Raw genomic sequence first — 18,070 nt, forward strand, 5'->3', positions numbered from 1 at the left:
GTTCTGCCGCCTGCATGGTCGGCGCGGCAAATCTAGCCTCAGGCATATCGTGGCGGAACGCGCATCATTTGCATTTTATTCGTGCATCTGACGCCATATCATTCGGCGAGGTCCGTGCTATTGTCCGGCGTATGTCGCATCCGGACCTCAACCTGCTTGTCACCCTTGATGCGCTGCTTGCGGAAGGCAGCGTGGCCCATGCCGCCAGGCGGCTCGGACTCAGCCCTTCGGCCATGAGCCGGGCGCTGGCGCGATTGCGGGAGGCGACGGGCGATCCGCTGCTGGTGAGGGCAGGACGCGGTCTCGTTCCGACGCCAAGGGCGCTCGAACTCAGCGAGCGCGTCGGCCTGCTTCTCGAAGAGGTCGAGGCGGTGCTGCGGCCGGCTGAGGCACTCGATCTTTCAAAGCTGACCCGGACGTTCACGCTTCGCGCAAGCGACGGTTTCGTAGAGAATTTCGGTCCGGATCTCATTGCCCGCGTGAACCGGGAAGCGCCCGGCGTGCGGCTCCGCTTCGTGCCGAAGCAGGACAAGGACAGCGGTCCCTTGCGCGACGGCAGCATCGACATGGAGACCGGCGTAATCGGCAAGGCTACCGGTCCCGAGGTTCGGGTGCAGGCATTGTTCAGCGACCGCTTCGTCGGCGTCGTTCGTGCAGACCATCCGCTGAGCGCCGGTCAAATAACGCCGTCCCGCTATGCCGCGGCCAGACACGTGCTCGTCTCTCGGCGCGGTTCCGAGAAAGGCTATCTGGACGATATCCTTGAAATTCAGGGGATCAGGCGAGAGATCGGGACGATGGTCGGCGGTTTTGCCGCGGCGCTGGCCCTTGCTCGGGCATCGGATATGGTCGCCACGGTTCCCGAACGCCATACGCGTGATCTGCGGGCGGATATGTTCAGCTTTGCCCTTCCGGTACCGGTGCCGGAGATCACGATATCGCTCTTCTGGCATCCGAGGATGGATGCCGATCCGGCGCATCGCTGGCTGCGTGGCTGTGTGAGGGACGTCTGCGCCGCTTCGGCGGGGCAAGGCCGCGCCGAAGCTTAAGCCCAGCCGGGCCTCACACCTGCTCGAACGCGCCGTGGCAGTGCTTGTATTTCTTGCCTGATCCGCAGGGGCAGGGCTCGTTGCGGCCGATCTTGCCCCAGGTGGAGGGGTCTTCCGGCCGGCGGTCCTGCGGCGCCGCAAGGAAGTTCTCGCCGTCGAGGCCGCTCACCTCATCCATGCCGGTCGTGGCATCGAGATGATGCGCTTCGAAAACCGGCGGCGGTTCCGGCGGCTGCGGGTTCTGCACCAGTTCGACGCGCATCATCTGTGCCGTCACCGCCTCGCGGAGGTTGGCAAGGAGCGCCTGGAAAAGCTCGAAGGCTTCCGCCTTGTATTCCTGCAGCGGGTCGCGCTGGGCATAGCCGCGGAAACCGATCACCGAGCGCAAGTGGTCGAGGTTGACGATGTGCTCGCGCCAGAGATGGTCCAGCGTCTGCAGCAGCACGGAGCGCTCGACATAGTTCATGATATCCGCACCGAAGCGTTCGCGGCGATCAGCGGCGGCCTGGTCGGCCGCTTGCGTGATGCGTTCGCGGATATCGTCCTCGCCGATGCCCTCTTCCTTGACCCAGTCTTCGATCGGCAGGTCGAGGTTCAGGAGGCGTCCGGCATCCTCGCGCAGGCCTGCCGCATTCCACTGTTCGGCATAGGCCCTTTCGGGGATGTGCTTGGCAACGATGACCTCGATCACCTCGTTGCGCATATCCTCGACGATCTCGGACACGTCTTCCGAATCCATCATTTCGATGCGCTGTTCGAAGATCACCTTGCGCTGGTCATTGGTGACGTCGTCGTATTTCAGAAGGTTCTTACGGATGTCGAAGTTGCGGGCTTCGACCTTCTTCTGGGCGCGCTCGAGCGCCTTGTTGATCCAGGGATGGACGATCGCTTCGCCTTCCTTCAGACCGAGCTTCTGCAGCATGCCGTCCATACGGTCGGAGCCGAAGATGCGCATCAGGTCGTCCTGGAGGGACAGGTAGAATTTCGAGCGGCCCGGGTCACCCTGGCGGCCGGAACGGCCGCGCAACTGATTGTCGATACGGCGGCTTTCATGGCGCTCGGTGGCGATGACGTAGAGACCGCCGGCGGCCAATGCTTTTTCCTTGAGGCTCTTCACTTCCTCGCGGATCGCCGCTTCCTTCGCCCGGCGCTCGGCCTCATCCTCAATGCCTTCGAGCTCGCGTTCGAGGCGCATCTCGACATTGCCGCCGAGCTGGATGTCGGTGCCGCGGCCGGCCATGTTGGTGGCGATCGTGACCGCGCCCGGCACGCCGGCCTGCGACACGATATAGGCTTCCTGCTCGTGATAGCGGGCGTTCAGCACCTGGAACTTATCGAAGCCCGACTGGCGCAGCAGGTTGGCGAGCAGTTCGGACTTCTCGATCGAGGTCGTGCCAACGAGCACCGGCTGGCCGCGCTCGTGGGCGGCCTTGATTTCTTCGATGATCGCCTTGAACTTCTCCTCGAAGGTCCGGTAGACCTCGTCGTCCTCGTCGATGCGGGCGATCGGAAGATTGGTCGGGACTTCGACCACTTCGAGCTTATAGATGTTGCCGAACTCTTCCGCTTCCGTCGAAGCCGTACCGGTCATCCCGGCGAGCTTTGAATACATGCGGAAATAGTTCTGGAAGGTGATCGAGGAGAGCGTCTGGTTCTCCGGCTGGATCTGCACCTTTTCCTTGGCTTCGAGCGCCTGATGCTGGCCTTCCGAATAGCGGCGGCCCGGCATCATGCGGCCCGTGAACTCGTCGATGATGACGATCTCGCCGTTGCGGACGATGTAATCCTTGTCGCGGGTGAAGAGCTTGTGGGCCTTCAGAGCGTTGTTGATGTGATGGACGATCGCGACATTTTCGACGTCGTAGAGGGCTTCGCCCTTCAAGAGCCCGGCCTGGCGCAGCAGGTTTTCCAGCTTTTCCGTGCCGACTTCCGAGAAGTTGGCGGAACGCTGCTTCTCGTCGATCTCATAGTCTTCCGGCGTGAGTTGCGGAATGAAGGCGTCGATGGTGTTGTAGAGGTCGGAACGGTCGTCGAGCGGGCCGGAGATGATCAGCGGCGTGCGGGCCTCATCGACCAGGATTGAGTCCACTTCGTCGACGATCGCATAGTTGTGGCCGCGCTGGACCATCTGCGCGCGCTCGTATTTCATGTTGTCGCGCAGATAATCGAAGCCGAGCTCGTTGTTGGTGGCGTAAGTGATGTCGCAGGCATAGGCCGCGCGGCGTTCCTCGTCGTCGAGACCGTGGACGATGACGCCGGTCGTCAGGCCGAGGAAGCCGTAAAGCCGGCCCATCGTCGTTGCGTCGCGGCGGGCGAGGTAATCGTTGACGGTCACGACGTGGACGCCCTTGCCGGCGAGCGCGTTCAGATAGACGGGCAGCGTCGCCACCAGCGTCTTGCCTTCGCCGGTCTTCATCTCGGCGATCGCGCCATCATGAAGGATCATGCCGCCCATCAACTGCACATCGAAGGGCCGCATGCCGAGCACCCGGCGCGAGGCTTCACGCACCACGGCAAAGGCGGGGATCAGGATGTCGTCCAGCGTCTTGCCTTCGGCCAGCAGCTTCCTGAATTCCGCCGTCTGGGCGGCAAGCTGCTCATCGGAGAGAGCCTTGGTCTTCTCCTCGATTGCGTTAATCGCGTCGATCCTCGGCGTGTAGCCGCGCAGGCGGCGATCGTTTGCCGAACCGAACAATTTGCGGGCGATGCCGCCAAGGCTGACCATACGAATGGTCCTTTCTGAATCAGTTCTCTCGGGATCGCGGGCCGGGCGGCCCATCATCATCCGATGACGACAAAATGACCCGCCACGCCCGGAAACTCTTCTGGACGCAAAGTTGCGTGACAGATAAGAGGGGGGTCGAATGATGTCAACGGTGGCGGCCGATACAGAATGGCCACATTCCGGTGTTTGTGAAGGTTTTCCGGCCGGAATCAGGCATTCTGAAACCGGTGCCCTATTGAAAGGTGAATTGATGTTGCGCCACAAATTTCTCGTAACGGCCGCGCTCGCTGCTGCAATCTTCTCCCAGGCTCCGGTGTTTGCGGCGGAAGATCCGGTCGTGGCGAAGGTCGGCAGCCTGGAAATCCGCCAGTCGGAACTCGACCTGGCCGTCCAGAACCTCGACCCGCAGCTTGCCCAGCTTCCGGACGAGCAGAAGAAAGTCGCCGCCCTTTCCGGCGCCATCGACGTCAAGCTTCTCGCATCGGGTGCGATCGCCGAAGGCATCAAGGATACGGACGATTTCAAGAAGCGGATGGCCTATATCGGCGACCGTGAACTTCATAACGCCTATTTCCGCAAGCATGTCATCGATGCCGTCACCCCGGAAGAGGTGAAGGCCCGTTACGACAAGGAAATCGCCTCTATCCCGAAGCAGGAAGAGGTGCATGCCCGTCACATCCTGGTGAAGACGGAAGACGAGGCGAAGGCGGTCATCGCCGATCTCGACGCCGGCAAGGATTTTGCCGAGATCGCCAAGGAAAAGTCGCAGGATTCCAACAAGGACGAAGGCGGTGATCTTGGCTGGTTCGGCCCCGGCCGCATGGTTCCGGAATTCGAGGAAGCCGCTTTCGCCCTCGAAAAGGGCGCCTACACGAAGACCCCCGTCAAGACGCAGTTCGGCTTCCATGTCATCAAGGTCGAAGACAAGCGTGACGCTCCCCCGCCGGCCCTCGAACAGGTCGAGGACCAGGTCAAGCAGCTCGTGATGCGTGACAAGTATGTGGCGCTGATCGAGAAGGCCAAGAGCGAGCAGAAGGTCGAGATCGTCGATGAGGCCCTCAAGAAGGGCTATGATGAAGTCAACAAGATGCAGGGTGCAAGCGACGCCCCGGCTCCGAAGCCGTAAGGATTAAGGATAAGGAGTCCATCTTCCCCTCGAGGTGGAGACCTCCGCATTTATCCGTCATCCTCGGGCTTGTCCCGAGGATCTATCCACTATCATGAAGGGCAGCAGATCCTCGGGACAAGCCCGAGGATGACGTCGAGCAGGTAGTCCAGCTTCGACTTTCAATTGAACCAAGGTCTAGCCATGTCCGCTTCCGTTTCGCCGCTCGCCCCTAAATCCTATCCCGACATGCCGCCATTGCGCGGTGTGCGCATGGCGACCGCCGCCGCCGGGATCAAGTACAAGAACCGCACCGATGTGCTGCTGATGGTTTTCGACCGGCCGGCCGCGGTGGCGGGCGTCTTCACGCGGTCCAAGTGCCCTTCCGCGCCGGTGGATTTCTGTCGCGCCAACCTGCCGCACGGGATCGCTCGCGCGGTCGTCGTCAATTCCGGCAATGCCAATGCATTCACCGGCATCAAGGGCAAGGCCGCGACGGCACTGACCGCGAAATCCGCGTCGCAAGCCGTCGGCTGCGGCGAGAACGAGGTCTACCTCGCTTCGACCGGCGTTATCGGCGAACCGCTGGATGCGACGAAATTCGCAGGCGTGCTCGGCGACATGAACAGGACCGCCGCCGGCGACTTCTGGCAGGAAGCGGCCAAGGCGATCATGACCACCGACACCTACCCGAAGGTCGCGACCCGCACCGCGGAGATCGGCGGCGTGAAGGTGACGATCAACGGCATCGCCAAGGGGGCCGGGATGATCGCGCCGGACATGGCGACGATGCTCTCCTTCGTGGTGACCGATGCGGACATCGCCTCGCCGGCCTTGCAGACCCTGCTTGCCGCGGGCGTCGGCCCGAGCTTCAACTCCGTCACGGTGGACAGCGATACTTCGACTTCCGATACTCTGATGCTGTTTGCGACGGGTGCTGCCGCCGATGACGGTCAGGTCCGCGTCGAGAGCGCGGACGATCCGCGTCTTCAAAGCTTCCGCGCCGCGCTCGACGATCTGCTCAAGGATCTGGCGCTGCAGGTCGTGCGGGATGGCGAAGGCGCCCGCAAGATGGTCGAGATCACCGTGACCGGCGCCGAGAGCGATGCGGCCGCGAAAGTGATCGCGCTGTCGATCGCCAACTCGCCGCTGGTCAAGACGGCGATCGCCGGCGAGGACGCCAACTGGGGCCGCGTCGTGATGGCCGTCGGCAAATCCGGTGAGATGGCCGACCGCGACCGGCTGGCGATCTGGTTCGGCGACGTGCGGGTCGCCGTCGAGGGCGAGCGCGATCCCAGCTATTCCGAAGCTGCCGCCACCGCCGTCATGAGGCAACAGGACATTCCTGTGAAAGTCGATCTCGGCCTCGGCAACGGCACGGCGACCGTCTGGACTTGCGACCTCACCAAGGAATATGTCGCTATCAACGGCGACTACCGGAGCTGATCATTTGATGCAGGCATCATCTCCGCAGAGCAATCTGCCCCTGGTTCGCCGGCTGGAGGCCGTGGGCTTCCGGGCCTGGCCGGCGGCTTCCGTCGTCTATGACGGGAGCTGGCAGGTACGGCTCACCGGCGGCCATCCATCCAAACGGCTGAATTGCATCGTCCCGCTCGATCCTTCCGATCATCGCGATATGGAGCAGCGGCTCGAAAGGGCACGCAAGCGGTTCGAGAGCTATGGCCGGCCGCTCATCGTCCGCGAGACGCCGCTCGCTCCTCCCGTCCTCATCGACCACATCAAGGCGGACGGATGGCGGATGTTCGAGACGGTCGACGTGCTGACCGTCGACCTGACGGCCTTGGCACTGCCCGATACGCTCGACTACCTGCCGAGTCACGACATCGGCCGGTTCATCGACGCCAGCCTTGCTGTTGAAGGCGAAAGCATCGCGCTGAAGCCGGCGCTTGCCGAAATCCTCTCGGCGATCAAGCCGCCGTCAGGCTTCTTCATGAAAGAAGATCCGGCGAATGGCGCGGTCGCCGTGGCGCTCTGCGTGCAAGATAACGATCTGGCCGGCATCATGTCTTTTGCCGTGGCGGAAGCCCACCGGCGGGAAGGCATCGGCACGCAGATCCTGTCTTCGGCATTGCGCTGGGCCCGCATCAGCGGTGCGCGGCAGGCCTGGCTACAGGTCGTCTCCACCAACGCGACGGCGCTGGCGCTCTACCGGAAATTCGGCTTTCGCAAGGCCTACGAATACCGTTACTGGTGGCGGGAAGGACGAGGATGAGCAGCGAAACACCCCGCAAGCTGGTGCTGGTCGCGGCCTGCGCGCTGATCGATGCCGACGGGCGCATCCTGCTGGCGCAGCGCCCGGAGGGCAAGACGCTCGCCGGCCTCTGGGAATTTCCCGGCGGCAAGGTCGAGCCGGGCGAAACGCCGGAGGAAACGCTGGTGCGCGAGCTCGAGGAAGAGCTCGGCATCACCACCAAAATCCCCTGCCTTGCGCCGCTCACCTTCGCCAGCCACACCTATGAGACCTTCCATCTTCTGATGCCGCTTTATATCTGCCGGCGTTTCGAGGGCATCCCGACCGGTCGGGAAGGCCAGGCGATCAAATGGGTCAGGCCGAACGCGCTACGCGACTACCCCATGCCGCCGGCCGACGAGCCGCTGATCCCCATTCTTCAGGACCTGCTATAGAGCGCCGTGCGTCCATTCGGACGCACAAAGGACGCTTTAAATTGTTGAATCTACGCATCGTGCTTTCCGAAAATCGATTCCGACCTTCGGGCCGATGCTGTAGGTCGCTGCCGCGGCTCAATCGTTCAAATTAGAATGACCGAATTCACTCGTTGTTAAGGGATCGTTTAGCCGCGTGTGATATTTTCAGGCCTCATCATCTGGTAACCGCGTTGACGAGGCTATGAAGGCATGGACGAGGAATTCTGGAAAACCGTGCGAGGCCGGCAACAGGCGCGGCACAGTTTCGGCAGGACCGGCGCGCTCAACATCGCACTCCTGTTCGGCACGGCTGCCATCGCTCTTTCCCTGATCATCACGCCGATGCTGGCGGGCCGCAATCACGAGCGTCAGCTGGGGCAGATTCAGGATGACTTCGACCTGATCACCACGGGCTCCATCAAACCGGCCGAAAAGAGCACGAAACATTATACAATTCGCCGTAGTGTCCTGCAGGAGACACCGGGCACGGTCTGCATCGTCGAGGGCTACGGAGCCGGTAGCGACTGCTGAAGCCGGAGCCGTTTTCAGGCGCCTGGATTCGTCCATTCCAGGCCCGAAGGATAATTGATGCGCCTTTTCAGCTCTCTCTTTAAGGATAACAGCGGCGCGACGGCCGTGGAATACGGCCTGCTCATTTCGATCCTGGCACTGACCCTGTTTGTCGCATTGGGCGATTACTACGAGTTGATGAACAATATGTTCGGCGGGATTGCCGATGCCTACGAGGACGCTACGCCTTAGAGCGAGCTACTCCGTCCCTCCGCGCAGGGCGTCTGCCAGCCGCATCCTGGCGGACCCCGGTTTCAGGGGCTGCTGCTGGCTTTCGTGCGGCGACCAGCCTGAGGCGTAGATGATCGAGAAAGTCGCGCGGATGCGGCCGTCCGGATCGGAATAGCGCTCGGCATAGATCTCCGCCGCCCTCACGAAGAAGCGCCTTGTCACCGGCACGCGGCTGCGGCCGGCGAGCGGGTTCGTCATGCCCATGGCACGCAGATCCCGCATCAGCGGAAAGAGCGAGTCGTAGCGCACCGTATAGGTCTCGATATCGACCACCGGCAGCGTGAAGCCGGCGCGCTGCAGAAGGCCCCCGACATCCCGGACATCGGCGAAGGGGATGACGCGCGGGCTTGCACCGCCCAGCAATTCCGCTTCGGCCGACAACAGGACGTCACGCAGTTCGGAAAGGGTCCCCACGCCGGGGATGGCGGCCAGAAAAAGCCCGTCCGGCTTCAGCGCACGGCGGAAGCGGATCAGCGTACCGGGCGTATCGTTGACAAGGTGCAGCGCCAGCGGCGACAGCACCAGGTTGACGGATTCCGGTTCCAGCGGCACGTCCTCCCAGGGAGCGGCCGTCACCGTCTCGCCATCTCCGGCGAAGGCCTCACTGGTTTCGATACGGCGCATGACACCGATCTTGCCGGTCGCCAGCGCATCACGGGCGGCGATGCCGGTGCCGCCATGCAGCTCGACGGCGGTTTCGAACCGGCGCTCGACGACGGCGAGGCGATCCGCGAGCTCGCGGCCGGCGATCTCCAGGAGGAAGGCGGCCTTGTGATCCCCACCGGCGAAGGCGCGTTCGCGCCTTGCCTCGATCAGCCGTTCATCGAAAAGAATTTCCATCGTATCAAACCCGTATCCTGCCGTCGCAAAGGCTCTCTTCATGCGCTAAAGTCAACCCATGTCCGCCGAGCCGAGCGCCAATGCCCTTCGATTTGTAGCATCGTTTGCCGCAGGGTGGACGAGATGGCTTACCGATCTCGTCTATCCGCCGGTCTGTCCCGGCTGCGGGGTCAGCACCGGGGCGCATGGCGGGTTCTGCCCCGCCTGCTGGCAGGAGATCCGCTTCATCGAACGGCCCTATTGCGAGGTGCTCGGCCTGCCGTTCTCCTACGATCCGGGAGAGGGCATGCTGTCGGCCGAGGCGATCGCAAACCCGCCCGTCTTCGACCGGCTGCGGTCCGCCGCGATCTTCGAGGGACCGGCGCGCGACCTCGTGCATTCGCTGAAATACCGGGACCGCACCGACCTTGCCCCGATGATGGCCGGCCTGATGCTGCGCGCCGCCGAAGACCATGTGGCAAAATCGGACGGTATCCTGCCGGTTCCGCTCCACCGCTCGCGCTTCGCATCCCGGAAGTTCAACCAGGCGGCCGAACTCGGGCGGCATCTTTCGCAAAAATCCGGCCGGCCGTTCCTGCCGTCGACGCTTGTCCGCGTCAAGCGCACCAGCCGGCAGGTGGGGCTTTCGGCCCGCGCCCGCGAGGACAATGTGCGGGCCGCCTTCCAGGTTGCGCCCGGCCATGAGGCGGATGTTTTCGGCAGGCGCCTGATCCTCATCGACGACGTCTACACGACCGGGGCGACCGTTTCCTCCGCCACCCGTGCGCTGAAGAAGGCAGGTGCCGCGGAGGTTACGGTTTTGACCTTTGCAATGGCCGTTTCCGGGCCTATATGACAGAAGATGACAGTTGACGCGCGGCCTTTTCCCAGCTCCTTCCCATCTGGCGGCGCCCGGAGACATTCATGGCAGATGTGACCATCTATACCCGCGAATATTGCGGCTACTGCGCCCGCGCGAAGGCTTTGCTCGAGTCCAAGGGCATCAAGTATACCGAGCATGATGCAACCTATTCCAGGGAACTGCGTGAGGAAATGATCCAGAAGGCCAACGGCCGTTCGACCTTCCCGCAGATCTTCATCAACGGGACGCATGTCGGCGGCTGCGACGACCTTCATGCGCTCGACCGGGCCGGCAAGCTGGACCCGATGCTGGCAGCGTGAGGACAGGGCGATGACGTTCAAGGCAGCAGCGATCCAGATGTGCTCCGGCGTTGATCCGCAGAAGAACGCCGCCGACATGGTCCGGCTGGTGCGCGAGGCGGCGGCGCATGGCGCGACCTATATCCAGACACCGGAAATGACCGGCGCTCTGCAGCGGGACCGCAAGGCGATGCGCGACATCCTGCGCGACGAGACGAATGACATCATCGTTTCGACCGCCCGCAACCTCGCCGGCGAACTCGGCATTCATCTGCATATCGGATCGACGGCGATCGCAAGGGACGACGGCAAGATCGCCAACCGCGCCTTGCTCTTCGCACCCGGAGGCCGGCTGGTTGCGACCTATGACAAGATCCACATGTTCGATGTCGATCTCGACAACGGCGAAAGCTGGCGCGAGAGCTCGGCCTACGAGCCGGGCGTCGCAGCACGGGTTGCCGACCTGCCGTTCGGCAGGCTCGGCTTCGCGATCTGCTACGACGTGCGTTTCCCGCAGCTTTTCCGCGCCGAGGCGCTCGTCGGCGCCGAGATCCTGACCGTGCCCGCCGCCTTCACCCGCCAGACGGGCGAGGCCCATTGGGAGATTCTGCTGCGCGCCCGCGCCATCGAAAACGGCGCCTTCGTGATCGCCGCCGCCCAGGCAGGGGTTCATGAAGACGGCCGCGAGACCTTCGGCCATTCGATGATCGTCGATCCCTGGGGTAAGGTGCTGGCATCCGCCGGCGGCACCGGCGAGGCGGTGGTGCTTGCGGAGATCGACATCGATGCGGTAAAGGCCGCACGCGTCAAAATCCCCAATCTCAGGAATGCCCGCGAATTCGCGCTGGACACTGTGTCCGATGTGGCGGGAGGTGTTGCCGCTTGATCAAGTATACGCTGACCTGTGAAAATGCTCATACGTTCGAGGGCTGGTTCTCCGAAAGTGCCGATTTCGATCGCCAGGTCGAAAGCGGCTTTCTCACCTGTCCGGTCTGCAATTCCCCCTCGATCTCCAAAACGCTGATGGCGCCCGCCGTTTCGACGGCGCGCAAAAAGGAAGAGAAACAGGCGATGGTCATGGACCTTGCCCGCCAGGAGGCGATGGCAAAGCTCAAGCAGGCGGTCGCCGAGATCAAGGCCAATGCGGAGGACGTGGGCGAGAAATTCCCCGAGGAGGCCCGCAAGATCCATTACGGCGAGGCGGATGCGCGCGGCATCATCGGCCAGGCGAGCCTTAGCGAGGTGCGCGATCTTCTCGAAGAGGGCATCGAGGTGGCGCCGATGCCGGTGCTCCCCGAGGACACGAACTGACCTCGTTTCCGCAAGACTTCATTTCAAAGAACCCGAAGGGCTGGATGGAGTGAAATCCGTCCGGTCTTTCGTGTATTCGTCGGGATGAAGTGTAGCAGGGGAATGAGGGGCGGGGATGATCCCTACGGCGAGAAAACGCTCTCAAATTTCCTCGTTGAGGATACGCAGATAATCCCTCGCACCGTGGACGACGCGGAGGATTCTCACGTCCGGGTTTTCTGCTCGATAGAAGATCACATAGGGAGCGAAGACACGCCGGCGAACTCCTGGATGATTTGACAGTTCCAGGATCTCGAAAGCATGGGGCATGCGCGCGAGCTCCAAGCATGCAGTGCGCAGGTCTTCCATATAAGGGATGGCGGGCCAGGATTCTGGTTCAGCAGGTATCGACCGATATCCCTGAGGTCTCCACGCGCTTGGCGAGAGAAGATGACTTTCATCGTGCCAGACGCTTCAGGCCGAGTTCCTCGTAGACACTATCGAAAGCCTCCTCGATCGACATGAACCGACCGGCCTCGATATCGTCGATGCCTTTCTGAAGTTCGGCATCCAGCTGCTCACGCGCGCGCTCAAAGCGTTCGCGAAGTACGGTTTCGATATAGTCGCTGGACGACGCAAAGGAGCCGCGTTCAGTCTGGTCGCGGACAAAATCCTCGATGTCCGGCTCCAGCGTTACTGTGACTTTCACGGCTTCAGCCATCGGTCTCTCCCAAAACGGAACGATGTGAAGATTACCACAGAACCGACGGGCCGTGGAAGCGGATCACGCTGCCCTTTTCGCCAGCAGCATGTAGTTGACGTCCATGTCCGCTGAGAGGTTCCAGCGGTCCTGCAGCGGGTTGAAGAAGACGCCGGTGCGGTGGATGATCTCCATGCCGGCGGCGTGGAGCGGCTTTTCGAGCTCTTCCGGACGCACCAGTTTTTCGTATTGGTGGGTGCCCCTCGGCAGCCAGCGCAGGACGTTTTCCGCCGCAAAGATCGCCAATGCCCCGGCCTTGAAGGTGCGGTTGATGGTGGCGACGAACATCAGCCCGCCGGGGCGGACCATTTTCGCGCAGGTGGTGATGAAGAAATCCACGTCCGCCACATGCTCCACCACTTCCATGTTCAAGACGACGTCGAAGGTTTCGCCCGCTTCGGCAAGCTGTTCGGCGGTGACGGCGCGATAATCAACCGACGTGCCGGTCTCGGCCGCATGGGTGGAGGCGATGCCGATGTTCTTTTCCGACGGGTCGGCGCCGACGACGGTGGCGCCCATGCGGGCGACCGGTTCCGACAGCAGGCCGCCACCGCAGCCGATATCCAGGATGCGGAGGCCGGAAAGCGGCAGGTGGCTTTTCGGGTCACGGCCGAAATTTTCGCAGATGCGGTCTCGCAGATAGGTGAGCCGGACGGGATTGAATTTGTGCAGCGGCCTGAATTTTCCCGTCGGGTCCCACCATTCGGCCGCCATGGCGGAGAACCGGTCGACTTCGCTCTGATCGATGGTGCTGCGGGCGGCTTCTGTCATGATCTTCATCCCTTCGTTTCACTGGTTGAAGTCGGATGATAGGGATTGGAAGTCAAGAGCGCTTCTTCGGCAAGCGCCGCATTGCCGCATTCTCGGCGCAAGCCAAGATCAAATCCATTTTCGGGCTGTCGAGCCTTACCTGCTGAAGGACGTTCATAAATTTCTTGTAGATATCGAATGCCCACGGCTCCTGGTTTGCAATGCAGAGGGGAAGCTCGGCACAAGCCTTGCCGCTAAGGCCGATTTCCCGCTGGGCGCGGACAGCCCATGCCTGGTGCGGCGAGGGCAGCATCGGCCCGACGCAGATGCGATAACGACGGCAAACCCGTAAATGGCAGATGCGATCCGAGATGCAAAACAATGTCGCAGCCGCGCGGCAGAGTTCCTCGTGCTGTTCGGCCCGGCGCTTTTCGTAGTTGCTGAAGTCCGGCTCATCCATGCTCTTCCTCCTTTGCGGCAAGACAGATTCACTCCTTGGCGATCTCGGTGGTTTTGTTTCGGCCGGGACACGTCGGGTGCCTCGAATTAGATTTTTATAGTGACACGCGACGTGTCCCGTTCAGTGTTCTTGTGCTGCGCAACTCCGGTTCCTCTACGGCGATATGGTCTTACGTCCTTGCGGATGCCATAGCGGGTTGGGTGCGACACACGCACGCCGCGCAACAAGGCACGGGGGGAACCATTTTCTGCGCAGCCCCTGACAACCCGCCTGCATCAACGGCAGGCCGAAAGGGCACCGGTCCCATCTCGCCGGCGATGCTTGAACCGGTGTAGCCGAAACGGAACGCGAAGATTGTAGGCACAAGGCGCGAGGGCGGGGATAAACGGAGGCAGTTTTTTCTGTCGATTTCTCGCAAGGTTTTGATTTGGCTCGCCATACCCCCCTCTGCCCTGCCGGGCATCTCCCCCACGGGTGGGGAGATCACAAGCGGCATGGCCTTCCCACAAAGCAATGACTCACCAAACTGCTCCGCAGTTGTTGGGGAAGCAGGTGCGTTCAGCCTATCTCCCCCGCAAGGAGGGAGATAGGGTTGTGCCATGCATAACGCCGTCCTCGGACGAAGCGGCTCACAGGGAGGGGAATATGGCGATCACCGTGGCGCGGCTCAAGGAATTGCTGGCGTTCGAAGACGTGTCGCTGACGCTGATCGATAGCGCCGTCGAAATCCACGACGGATATGTTCTGGAGCGGCTGCGGTTCCAGCTCTCAGACGGAACGGAAGTCCGCGGCTTTCTGACCCGGCCGGGCGAAGCCTCCGCCAGTCCCGGACCGGCGATCCTTTATGCCCATGCGCATGGCGGCCGATACGATATCGGCGCTTTGGAGCTGACCGAGGGCCGCGCGGCGCTCCTCGATGCGCCGGGCCCCGTGCTGGCGCGGGAAGGGTATGTGACGCTGTGCATCGACATGCCGACCTTCGGCGAACGGGCGGGCGTCACCGAGGATGCGGCCGCAAAGGCGGCGCTCTGGCACGGGAAGACGCTGTTCGGGCAGATGGTCTCGGAACAGGTGGGGGCGCTTTCCTGGCTGGCGGCGCGGCCGGACGTCGATCCGGAGCGGATCGGGGTCACCGGACTTTCGATGGGGGCGACGCTCGCCTATTTTCTCGCGGCGGTCGATCACCGGGTGAAGGCGACCGCACATCTCTGTTGTTATGCGGATTTCGCCACCCTCGTGCAGACGGGCGCGCATGACCGCCATGGGCATTATCTGACGGTGCCGGGTCTTTTGAAGGAAACCTCGATCGGCGAGATCGCCGGGCTGGTGGCGCCGCGGGCGCAGCTCATCTGTGTCGGCTGGGATGATCCGCTGACGCCGCCGGAGGCGGTGGAGAAGGCCTTTGCCGAGACGGAAGCGGCCTATCTTGAAGCGGAGGCGCTTGGGGCGCTGGTGTTCCTGCCGGAAGCCGGCGTCGGGCATCAGGAAACGCCCGCCATGCGCCGGGCGGTGCTGGCGTTCTTCAAGGGGTATTTGTGAGGCTTGAGATCACGCTATTTGCCAAGGCCGGTGATGTGAACGCATTTGATGGATATCTGATCCCTCATTTTCGACCTGGCGTAACGCGCGATCTGTCCTGCAGGACATTTCTTGTTGTCGAAAAGAACGGCTCGTCCCGGCGGCAAGGTCTGAAGTGTCGGCTGGGTGGTCACTGTCCTGCTCTGGGCATAAGCCGAAGTGGCTGCGACCGGCTCCAGCAGAACCGCGACAGACAAGGCAATCATGGACATGCGATACATTCGGGCCTCCCTTCCGCTCGCTTCCGGCGAGTCTATAGACGGGCCGGCGGGGCGGCCAGCTGTCCATCCGGAGTAGGGGAGGCCAAAAGGGCAGGGGTGGGACTTACGCCCCTTTGACCCGCAATCCATTCTGATCGAACAGATGCAATGGCGCGCCGGCGACGGAGAAATGCACCTCGTCGCCCGGGGCGATATGCTTCTGGCCCTGGACGACCGCGAGCAGCTTTTCGCCGTTCAGATCCGCATGGATGACGGTTTCCGAGCCGAGGGCCTCCACCAACCGCACCTTGACCGGCAGGCTGCCCGGATTGTTCGCCAGCGTGATGTGCTGCGGGCGGATGCCGACCGTCAGTTTTTCGCCGGCCTTCAGCTTGTGGCCACGAAGCTTGTGGTCGGCAAGCGGCACGGTGAGGCGATGACCGCCACCGATGACAAGCGTGACCGAACCGGTTTCCACCTCCTGGACTTCGCCCGAGAGGAAGTTCATGTGCGGCGCGCCGATGAAGCCGGCGACGAAGCGGTTGGCGGGCGTGTTGTAGAGTTCGAGCGGCGTGCCGACCTGTTCGATCCTGCCGGCGCGCATGACGACGATGCGGTGGGCGAGCGTCATCGCCTCCACCTGGTCGTGGGTGACATAAATCATCGTCGAGCCGATGCGGGCATGGAGTGCGGCAAGCTCGGCGCGAGTCGAGACGCGCAATTCCGCATCGAGGTTCGACAATGGCTCGTCGAGCAGGAAGGCCGTCGGACGGCGGACGATGGCGCGGCCGATCGCGACGCGCTGGCGCTGGCCGCCGGAAAGCTGGCCGGGACGGCGCTCGAGATAGGGCTCGATCTCCAGCATGCGGGCGGCTTCCTGGATGCGCTCGGCGATCTCCGGCTTCGGCATGTTGGAGTTTTCCAGCCCGAAGGCGAGGTTCTGGCGCACGCTCATATGCGGATAGAGTGCATAGGACTGGAAGACCATGGCAAGCCCGCGGTCGGCGGCGGTCACCTCGTTCACCCGCTTGCCGTCGATCTCGATCTCTCCGCCGGTGACCTTCTCAAGGCCGGCGATGGTGCGGAGCAGCGTGGACTTGCCGCAGCCGGAGGGGCCGACGAAGACGACGAACTCGCCATCGTTGATATGCAGGTTGATGTCTTTCAGGACGTCGACGGCGCCGTAGGATTTCTTGACATCGGTGAGTTTGATCTCGCCCATCGGTGTTCCTTATTTAAGTCCGGTGCCGGCAATGCCGGTGGTGATGAAACGCTGCAGAAAGATGAAGACCAGCACGACCGGGATCATCGTCACGACGGTCATGGCCAGGATGAAGTGCCACTGGACGTTCAGTTCGCCGGAATAGATGCTGAGCCCCACCTGCAGGGTGTAGAGCTCGCGGCGGGACAAAACGATCAGCGGCCAGAGGAAGTCGTTCCAGCGCCAGACGACCGAGAAGATCGCGAGCACGGCGAGCGCCGGTGCCGTCAGCGGCAGCACGATGCGCCAGTAGATCTGCCATTCGGAGGCCTTGTCCATGCGCGCCGCGTCGATCAGTTCGTCGGGGATGGTCAGCATGTATTGGCGCAGGATGAAGACACCGGTCGGTGTGGCGACGGTCGGCAGGATGACGCCCCAGAGGCTGTTGAACAGGCCGAGCGACGAGATGATCGAATAGAGCGGCACCATGATGACCGAGAGCGGCACCATGAGCGTCGCAAGAATGATCAGCATGGCGGCGGAGCGGCCGCGGAATTCGTATTTCGACAGCGCGAAGGCGGCCATGGAGTTGACGACGAGGGTGATCAGCGTCGCCGTGACCGTCACGAAGACGGAGTTCCAGAGGTAGCGCAGGAAATCGAAATGGACGAAGGGTTCGGTATAGTTCGACGTCGCGAAGGAGAGGGTACGCACCGGCTGGCGGTCGTTGATGTTGACGCGGATGATCTCGCCCGGCGTCTTCGGATCGACCATCTGGGACATGATGCCGATGCGACGCACTTCCGCCAGCACGCGGGTCGAGCCGTCCGGCATCTTCGCATCAAAGAGCTGCAGCGGCTTGTCGTAGCCCTCGACCGTCGCCTGGCTGGTGACATAGGGCAGGATCGACGGCGGGAATTCGGCAAGTGCCGCCGGGGTCTTGAAAGAGGAAAAGGCAAGCCAGACGGCCGGGCCGAACATGATGATCAGCCCGCCGATCAGCCAGACCCAGGTGACGATGTCCGTCCAGTGCCAGCCCTTGCCGCCCTTGCGACGCAGAATGAAACGCGCAGCCGCACCCATCAGCGTTTCCCCTTGTTCTCGTTCTTCCGGCCGATGCCGAGCTGGATCAACGTGAGGACCACGAGTACGCCCCCCATCAGGATCGAGGCCGCGGCCGCGAGGCCAGGATTGCGGAGCGCCGAGGCAAAGCCCGTTTCATAGATATACTGCGTAAGGTAGAGCGTGCTGGTGCCCGGACCGCCGCCGGTCAGCACATAGACCTCATCGAAGATCTGGACCGCGCGGATCAGCGCCAGCACCACGACGACCAGGAGATTGGGAGCAAGCAGCGGCAGGGTAATGCGCCAGAAGACACGCGCGGGCTTCGTGCCATCCATCTCGGCCGCTTCATAGAGATCCTTGGGAATCGCCTGCAGGCCGGCGAGCAGGATCAGCGCATAGAAGCCCATATGCGCCCAGATCGACACGCCGATCGTGGCGG

22 protein-coding genes are annotated in these 18,070 nt (G+C 62.5%); 12 read left to right on the plus strand and 10 right to left on the minus strand.

Going from position 1 to position 18,070, the window contains the following annotated elements:
• Nucleotides 1-131 precede the first annotated feature (131 nt).
• Complete coding sequence (locus ABK249_RS08010; protein WP_227704242.1) at nucleotides 132-1,049, plus strand: LysR family transcriptional regulator; 918 nt, start codon at nucleotides 132-134, stop codon at nucleotides 1,047-1,049.
• 13 nt (nucleotides 1,050-1,062) lie between these two features.
• Here the strand turns inward: ABK249_RS08010 and secA are convergent, their stop codons facing one another.
• On the minus strand, nucleotides 1,063-3,774 hold the full coding sequence (gene secA, locus ABK249_RS08015; protein ID WP_227704241.1) for a preprotein translocase subunit SecA: 2,712 nt from the start codon (nucleotides 3,772-3,774) through the stop codon (nucleotides 1,063-1,065).
• Between the two features lie 250 nt (nucleotides 3,775-4,024).
• Here secA and ABK249_RS08020 point away from each other — a divergent pair, with 250 nt between their 5' ends.
• The 6 genes from ABK249_RS08020 to ABK249_RS08045 all read left to right on the plus strand — a co-directional run bounded on the left by ABK249_RS08020 (nucleotide 4,025) and on the right by ABK249_RS08045 (nucleotide 8,308).
• A complete protein-coding gene (locus ABK249_RS08020) occupies nucleotides 4,025-4,900 on the plus strand; it encodes a peptidylprolyl isomerase (protein ID WP_037157144.1) in 876 nt (291 codons plus the stop codon).
• A gap of 183 nt (nucleotides 4,901-5,083) precedes the next feature.
• Nucleotides 5,084-6,325, plus strand: coding sequence for a bifunctional glutamate N-acetyltransferase/amino-acid acetyltransferase ArgJ (gene argJ, locus ABK249_RS08025; RefSeq protein ID WP_227704240.1), 1,242 nt, complete (start codon nucleotides 5,084-5,086; stop codon nucleotides 6,323-6,325).
• 7 nt (nucleotides 6,326-6,332) lie between these two features.
• The gene (locus ABK249_RS08030; protein ID WP_227704239.1) at nucleotides 6,333-7,112 is read left to right on the plus strand and encodes a GNAT family N-acetyltransferase; all 780 of its coding nucleotides are present in this window, start codon (nucleotides 6,333-6,335) and stop codon (nucleotides 7,110-7,112) included.
• Nucleotides 7,109-7,525, plus strand: a complete 417-nt coding sequence (gene mutT / locus ABK249_RS08035; protein ID WP_037157150.1) for an 8-oxo-dGTP diphosphatase MutT — start codon at nucleotides 7,109-7,111, stop codon at nucleotides 7,523-7,525. The genes ABK249_RS08030 and mutT overlap by 4 nt, the downstream gene beginning before the upstream one ends.
• Nucleotides 7,526-7,756: 231 nt before the next feature.
• Entirely contained in the window at nucleotides 7,757-8,077 is a 321-nt protein-coding gene (locus tag ABK249_RS08040) for a hypothetical protein (protein WP_037157152.1), read from the plus strand.
• 57 nt (nucleotides 8,078-8,134) lie between these two features.
• Entirely contained in the window at nucleotides 8,135-8,308 is a 174-nt protein-coding gene (locus tag ABK249_RS08045; RefSeq protein WP_081952981.1) for a Flp family type IVb pilin, read from the plus strand.
• A 6-nt stretch (nucleotides 8,309-8,314) separates the two neighbouring features.
• Here ABK249_RS08045 and ABK249_RS08050 read toward each other — a convergent pair whose 3' ends face one another.
• Complete coding sequence (locus tag ABK249_RS08050; RefSeq protein ID WP_037157356.1) at nucleotides 8,315-9,187, minus strand: methyltransferase domain-containing protein; 873 nt, start codon at nucleotides 9,185-9,187, stop codon at nucleotides 8,315-8,317.
• A gap of 58 nt (nucleotides 9,188-9,245) precedes the next feature.
• Here ABK249_RS08050 and ABK249_RS08055 point away from each other — a divergent pair, with 58 nt between their 5' ends.
• From ABK249_RS08055 to ABK249_RS08070, 4 genes are all read left to right on the plus strand, one after another.
• Entirely contained in the window at nucleotides 9,246-10,022 is a 777-nt protein-coding gene (locus ABK249_RS08055; protein ID WP_227704238.1) for a ComF family protein, read from the plus strand.
• Between the two features lie 68 nt (nucleotides 10,023-10,090).
• A complete protein-coding gene (gene grxC / locus ABK249_RS08060; protein WP_037157154.1) occupies nucleotides 10,091-10,348 on the plus strand; it encodes a glutaredoxin 3 in 258 nt (85 codons plus the stop codon).
• A 10-nt stretch (nucleotides 10,349-10,358) separates the two neighbouring features.
• The gene (locus ABK249_RS08065; RefSeq protein ID WP_227704237.1) at nucleotides 10,359-11,213 is read left to right on the plus strand and encodes a carbon-nitrogen hydrolase family protein; all 855 of its coding nucleotides are present in this window, start codon (nucleotides 10,359-10,361) and stop codon (nucleotides 11,211-11,213) included.
• Nucleotides 11,210-11,638 (plus strand): DUF1178 family protein, encoded by a 429-nt coding sequence (locus tag ABK249_RS08070; RefSeq protein ID WP_037157158.1) that lies wholly within the window; start codon nucleotides 11,210-11,212, stop codon nucleotides 11,636-11,638. Before ABK249_RS08065 ends, ABK249_RS08070 begins: the two co-directional genes overlap by 4 nt.
• A 141-nt stretch (nucleotides 11,639-11,779) precedes the next feature.
• Here the strand turns inward: ABK249_RS08070 and ABK249_RS08075 are convergent, their stop codons facing one another.
• The 4 genes from ABK249_RS08075 to ABK249_RS08090 form a co-directional block, all read right to left on the minus strand.
• On the minus strand, nucleotides 11,780-11,947 hold the full coding sequence (locus tag ABK249_RS08075; protein WP_265105717.1) for a type II toxin-antitoxin system RelE/ParE family toxin: 168 nt from the start codon (nucleotides 11,945-11,947) through the stop codon (nucleotides 11,780-11,782).
• A 127-nt stretch (nucleotides 11,948-12,074) separates the two neighbouring features.
• Nucleotides 12,075-12,338, minus strand: a complete 264-nt coding sequence (locus tag ABK249_RS08080; RefSeq protein ID WP_037157160.1) for a ribbon-helix-helix domain-containing protein — start codon at nucleotides 12,336-12,338, stop codon at nucleotides 12,075-12,077.
• Nucleotides 12,339-12,401: 63 nt separating this feature from the next.
• The gene (ubiG, locus tag ABK249_RS08085) at nucleotides 12,402-13,148 is read right to left on the minus strand and encodes a bifunctional 2-polyprenyl-6-hydroxyphenol methylase/3-demethylubiquinol 3-O-methyltransferase UbiG (protein WP_037157357.1); all 747 of its coding nucleotides are present in this window, start codon (nucleotides 13,146-13,148) and stop codon (nucleotides 12,402-12,404) included.
• A gap of 52 nt (nucleotides 13,149-13,200) precedes the next feature.
• Nucleotides 13,201-13,587: a hypothetical protein gene (locus ABK249_RS08090; protein WP_037157161.1), complete on the minus strand. Its 387-nt coding sequence runs from the start codon at nucleotides 13,585-13,587 to the stop codon at nucleotides 13,201-13,203.
• Between the two features lie 645 nt (nucleotides 13,588-14,232).
• On the opposite strand from ABK249_RS08090, the gene ABK249_RS08095 reads away from it, so the two are divergent.
• On the plus strand, nucleotides 14,233-15,126 hold the full coding sequence (locus ABK249_RS08095) for an alpha/beta hydrolase family protein (protein WP_348862552.1): 894 nt from the start codon (nucleotides 14,233-14,235) through the stop codon (nucleotides 15,124-15,126).
• 14 nt (nucleotides 15,127-15,140) lie between these two features.
• On the opposite strand, the gene ABK249_RS08100 is transcribed toward ABK249_RS08095, so the two are convergent.
• The 4 genes from ABK249_RS08100 to ABK249_RS08115 form a co-directional block, all read right to left on the minus strand.
• Nucleotides 15,141-15,386, minus strand: a complete 246-nt coding sequence (locus ABK249_RS08100; RefSeq protein WP_037157165.1) for a DUF6719 family protein — start codon at nucleotides 15,384-15,386, stop codon at nucleotides 15,141-15,143.
• A gap of 103 nt (nucleotides 15,387-15,489) precedes the next feature.
• Nucleotides 15,490-16,587, minus strand: a complete 1,098-nt coding sequence (locus ABK249_RS08105; protein WP_227704234.1) for an ABC transporter ATP-binding protein — start codon at nucleotides 16,585-16,587, stop codon at nucleotides 15,490-15,492.
• Between the two features lie 9 nt (nucleotides 16,588-16,596).
• Nucleotides 16,597-17,649: a carbohydrate ABC transporter permease gene (locus ABK249_RS08110; RefSeq protein ID WP_227704233.1), complete on the minus strand. Its 1,053-nt coding sequence runs from the start codon at nucleotides 17,647-17,649 to the stop codon at nucleotides 16,597-16,599.
• The coding region (locus tag ABK249_RS08115; RefSeq protein WP_348862553.1) for a carbohydrate ABC transporter permease at nucleotides 17,649-18,070 on the minus strand (422 nt) is incomplete at its 5' end. The genes ABK249_RS08115 and ABK249_RS08110, both read right to left, overlap by 1 nt.

The sequence above is a fragment of the Neorhizobium phenanthreniclasticum genome (assembly GCF_040066075.1).
Taxonomy (GTDB): domain Bacteria; phylum Pseudomonadota; class Alphaproteobacteria; order Rhizobiales; family Rhizobiaceae; genus Neorhizobium; species Neorhizobium petrolearium.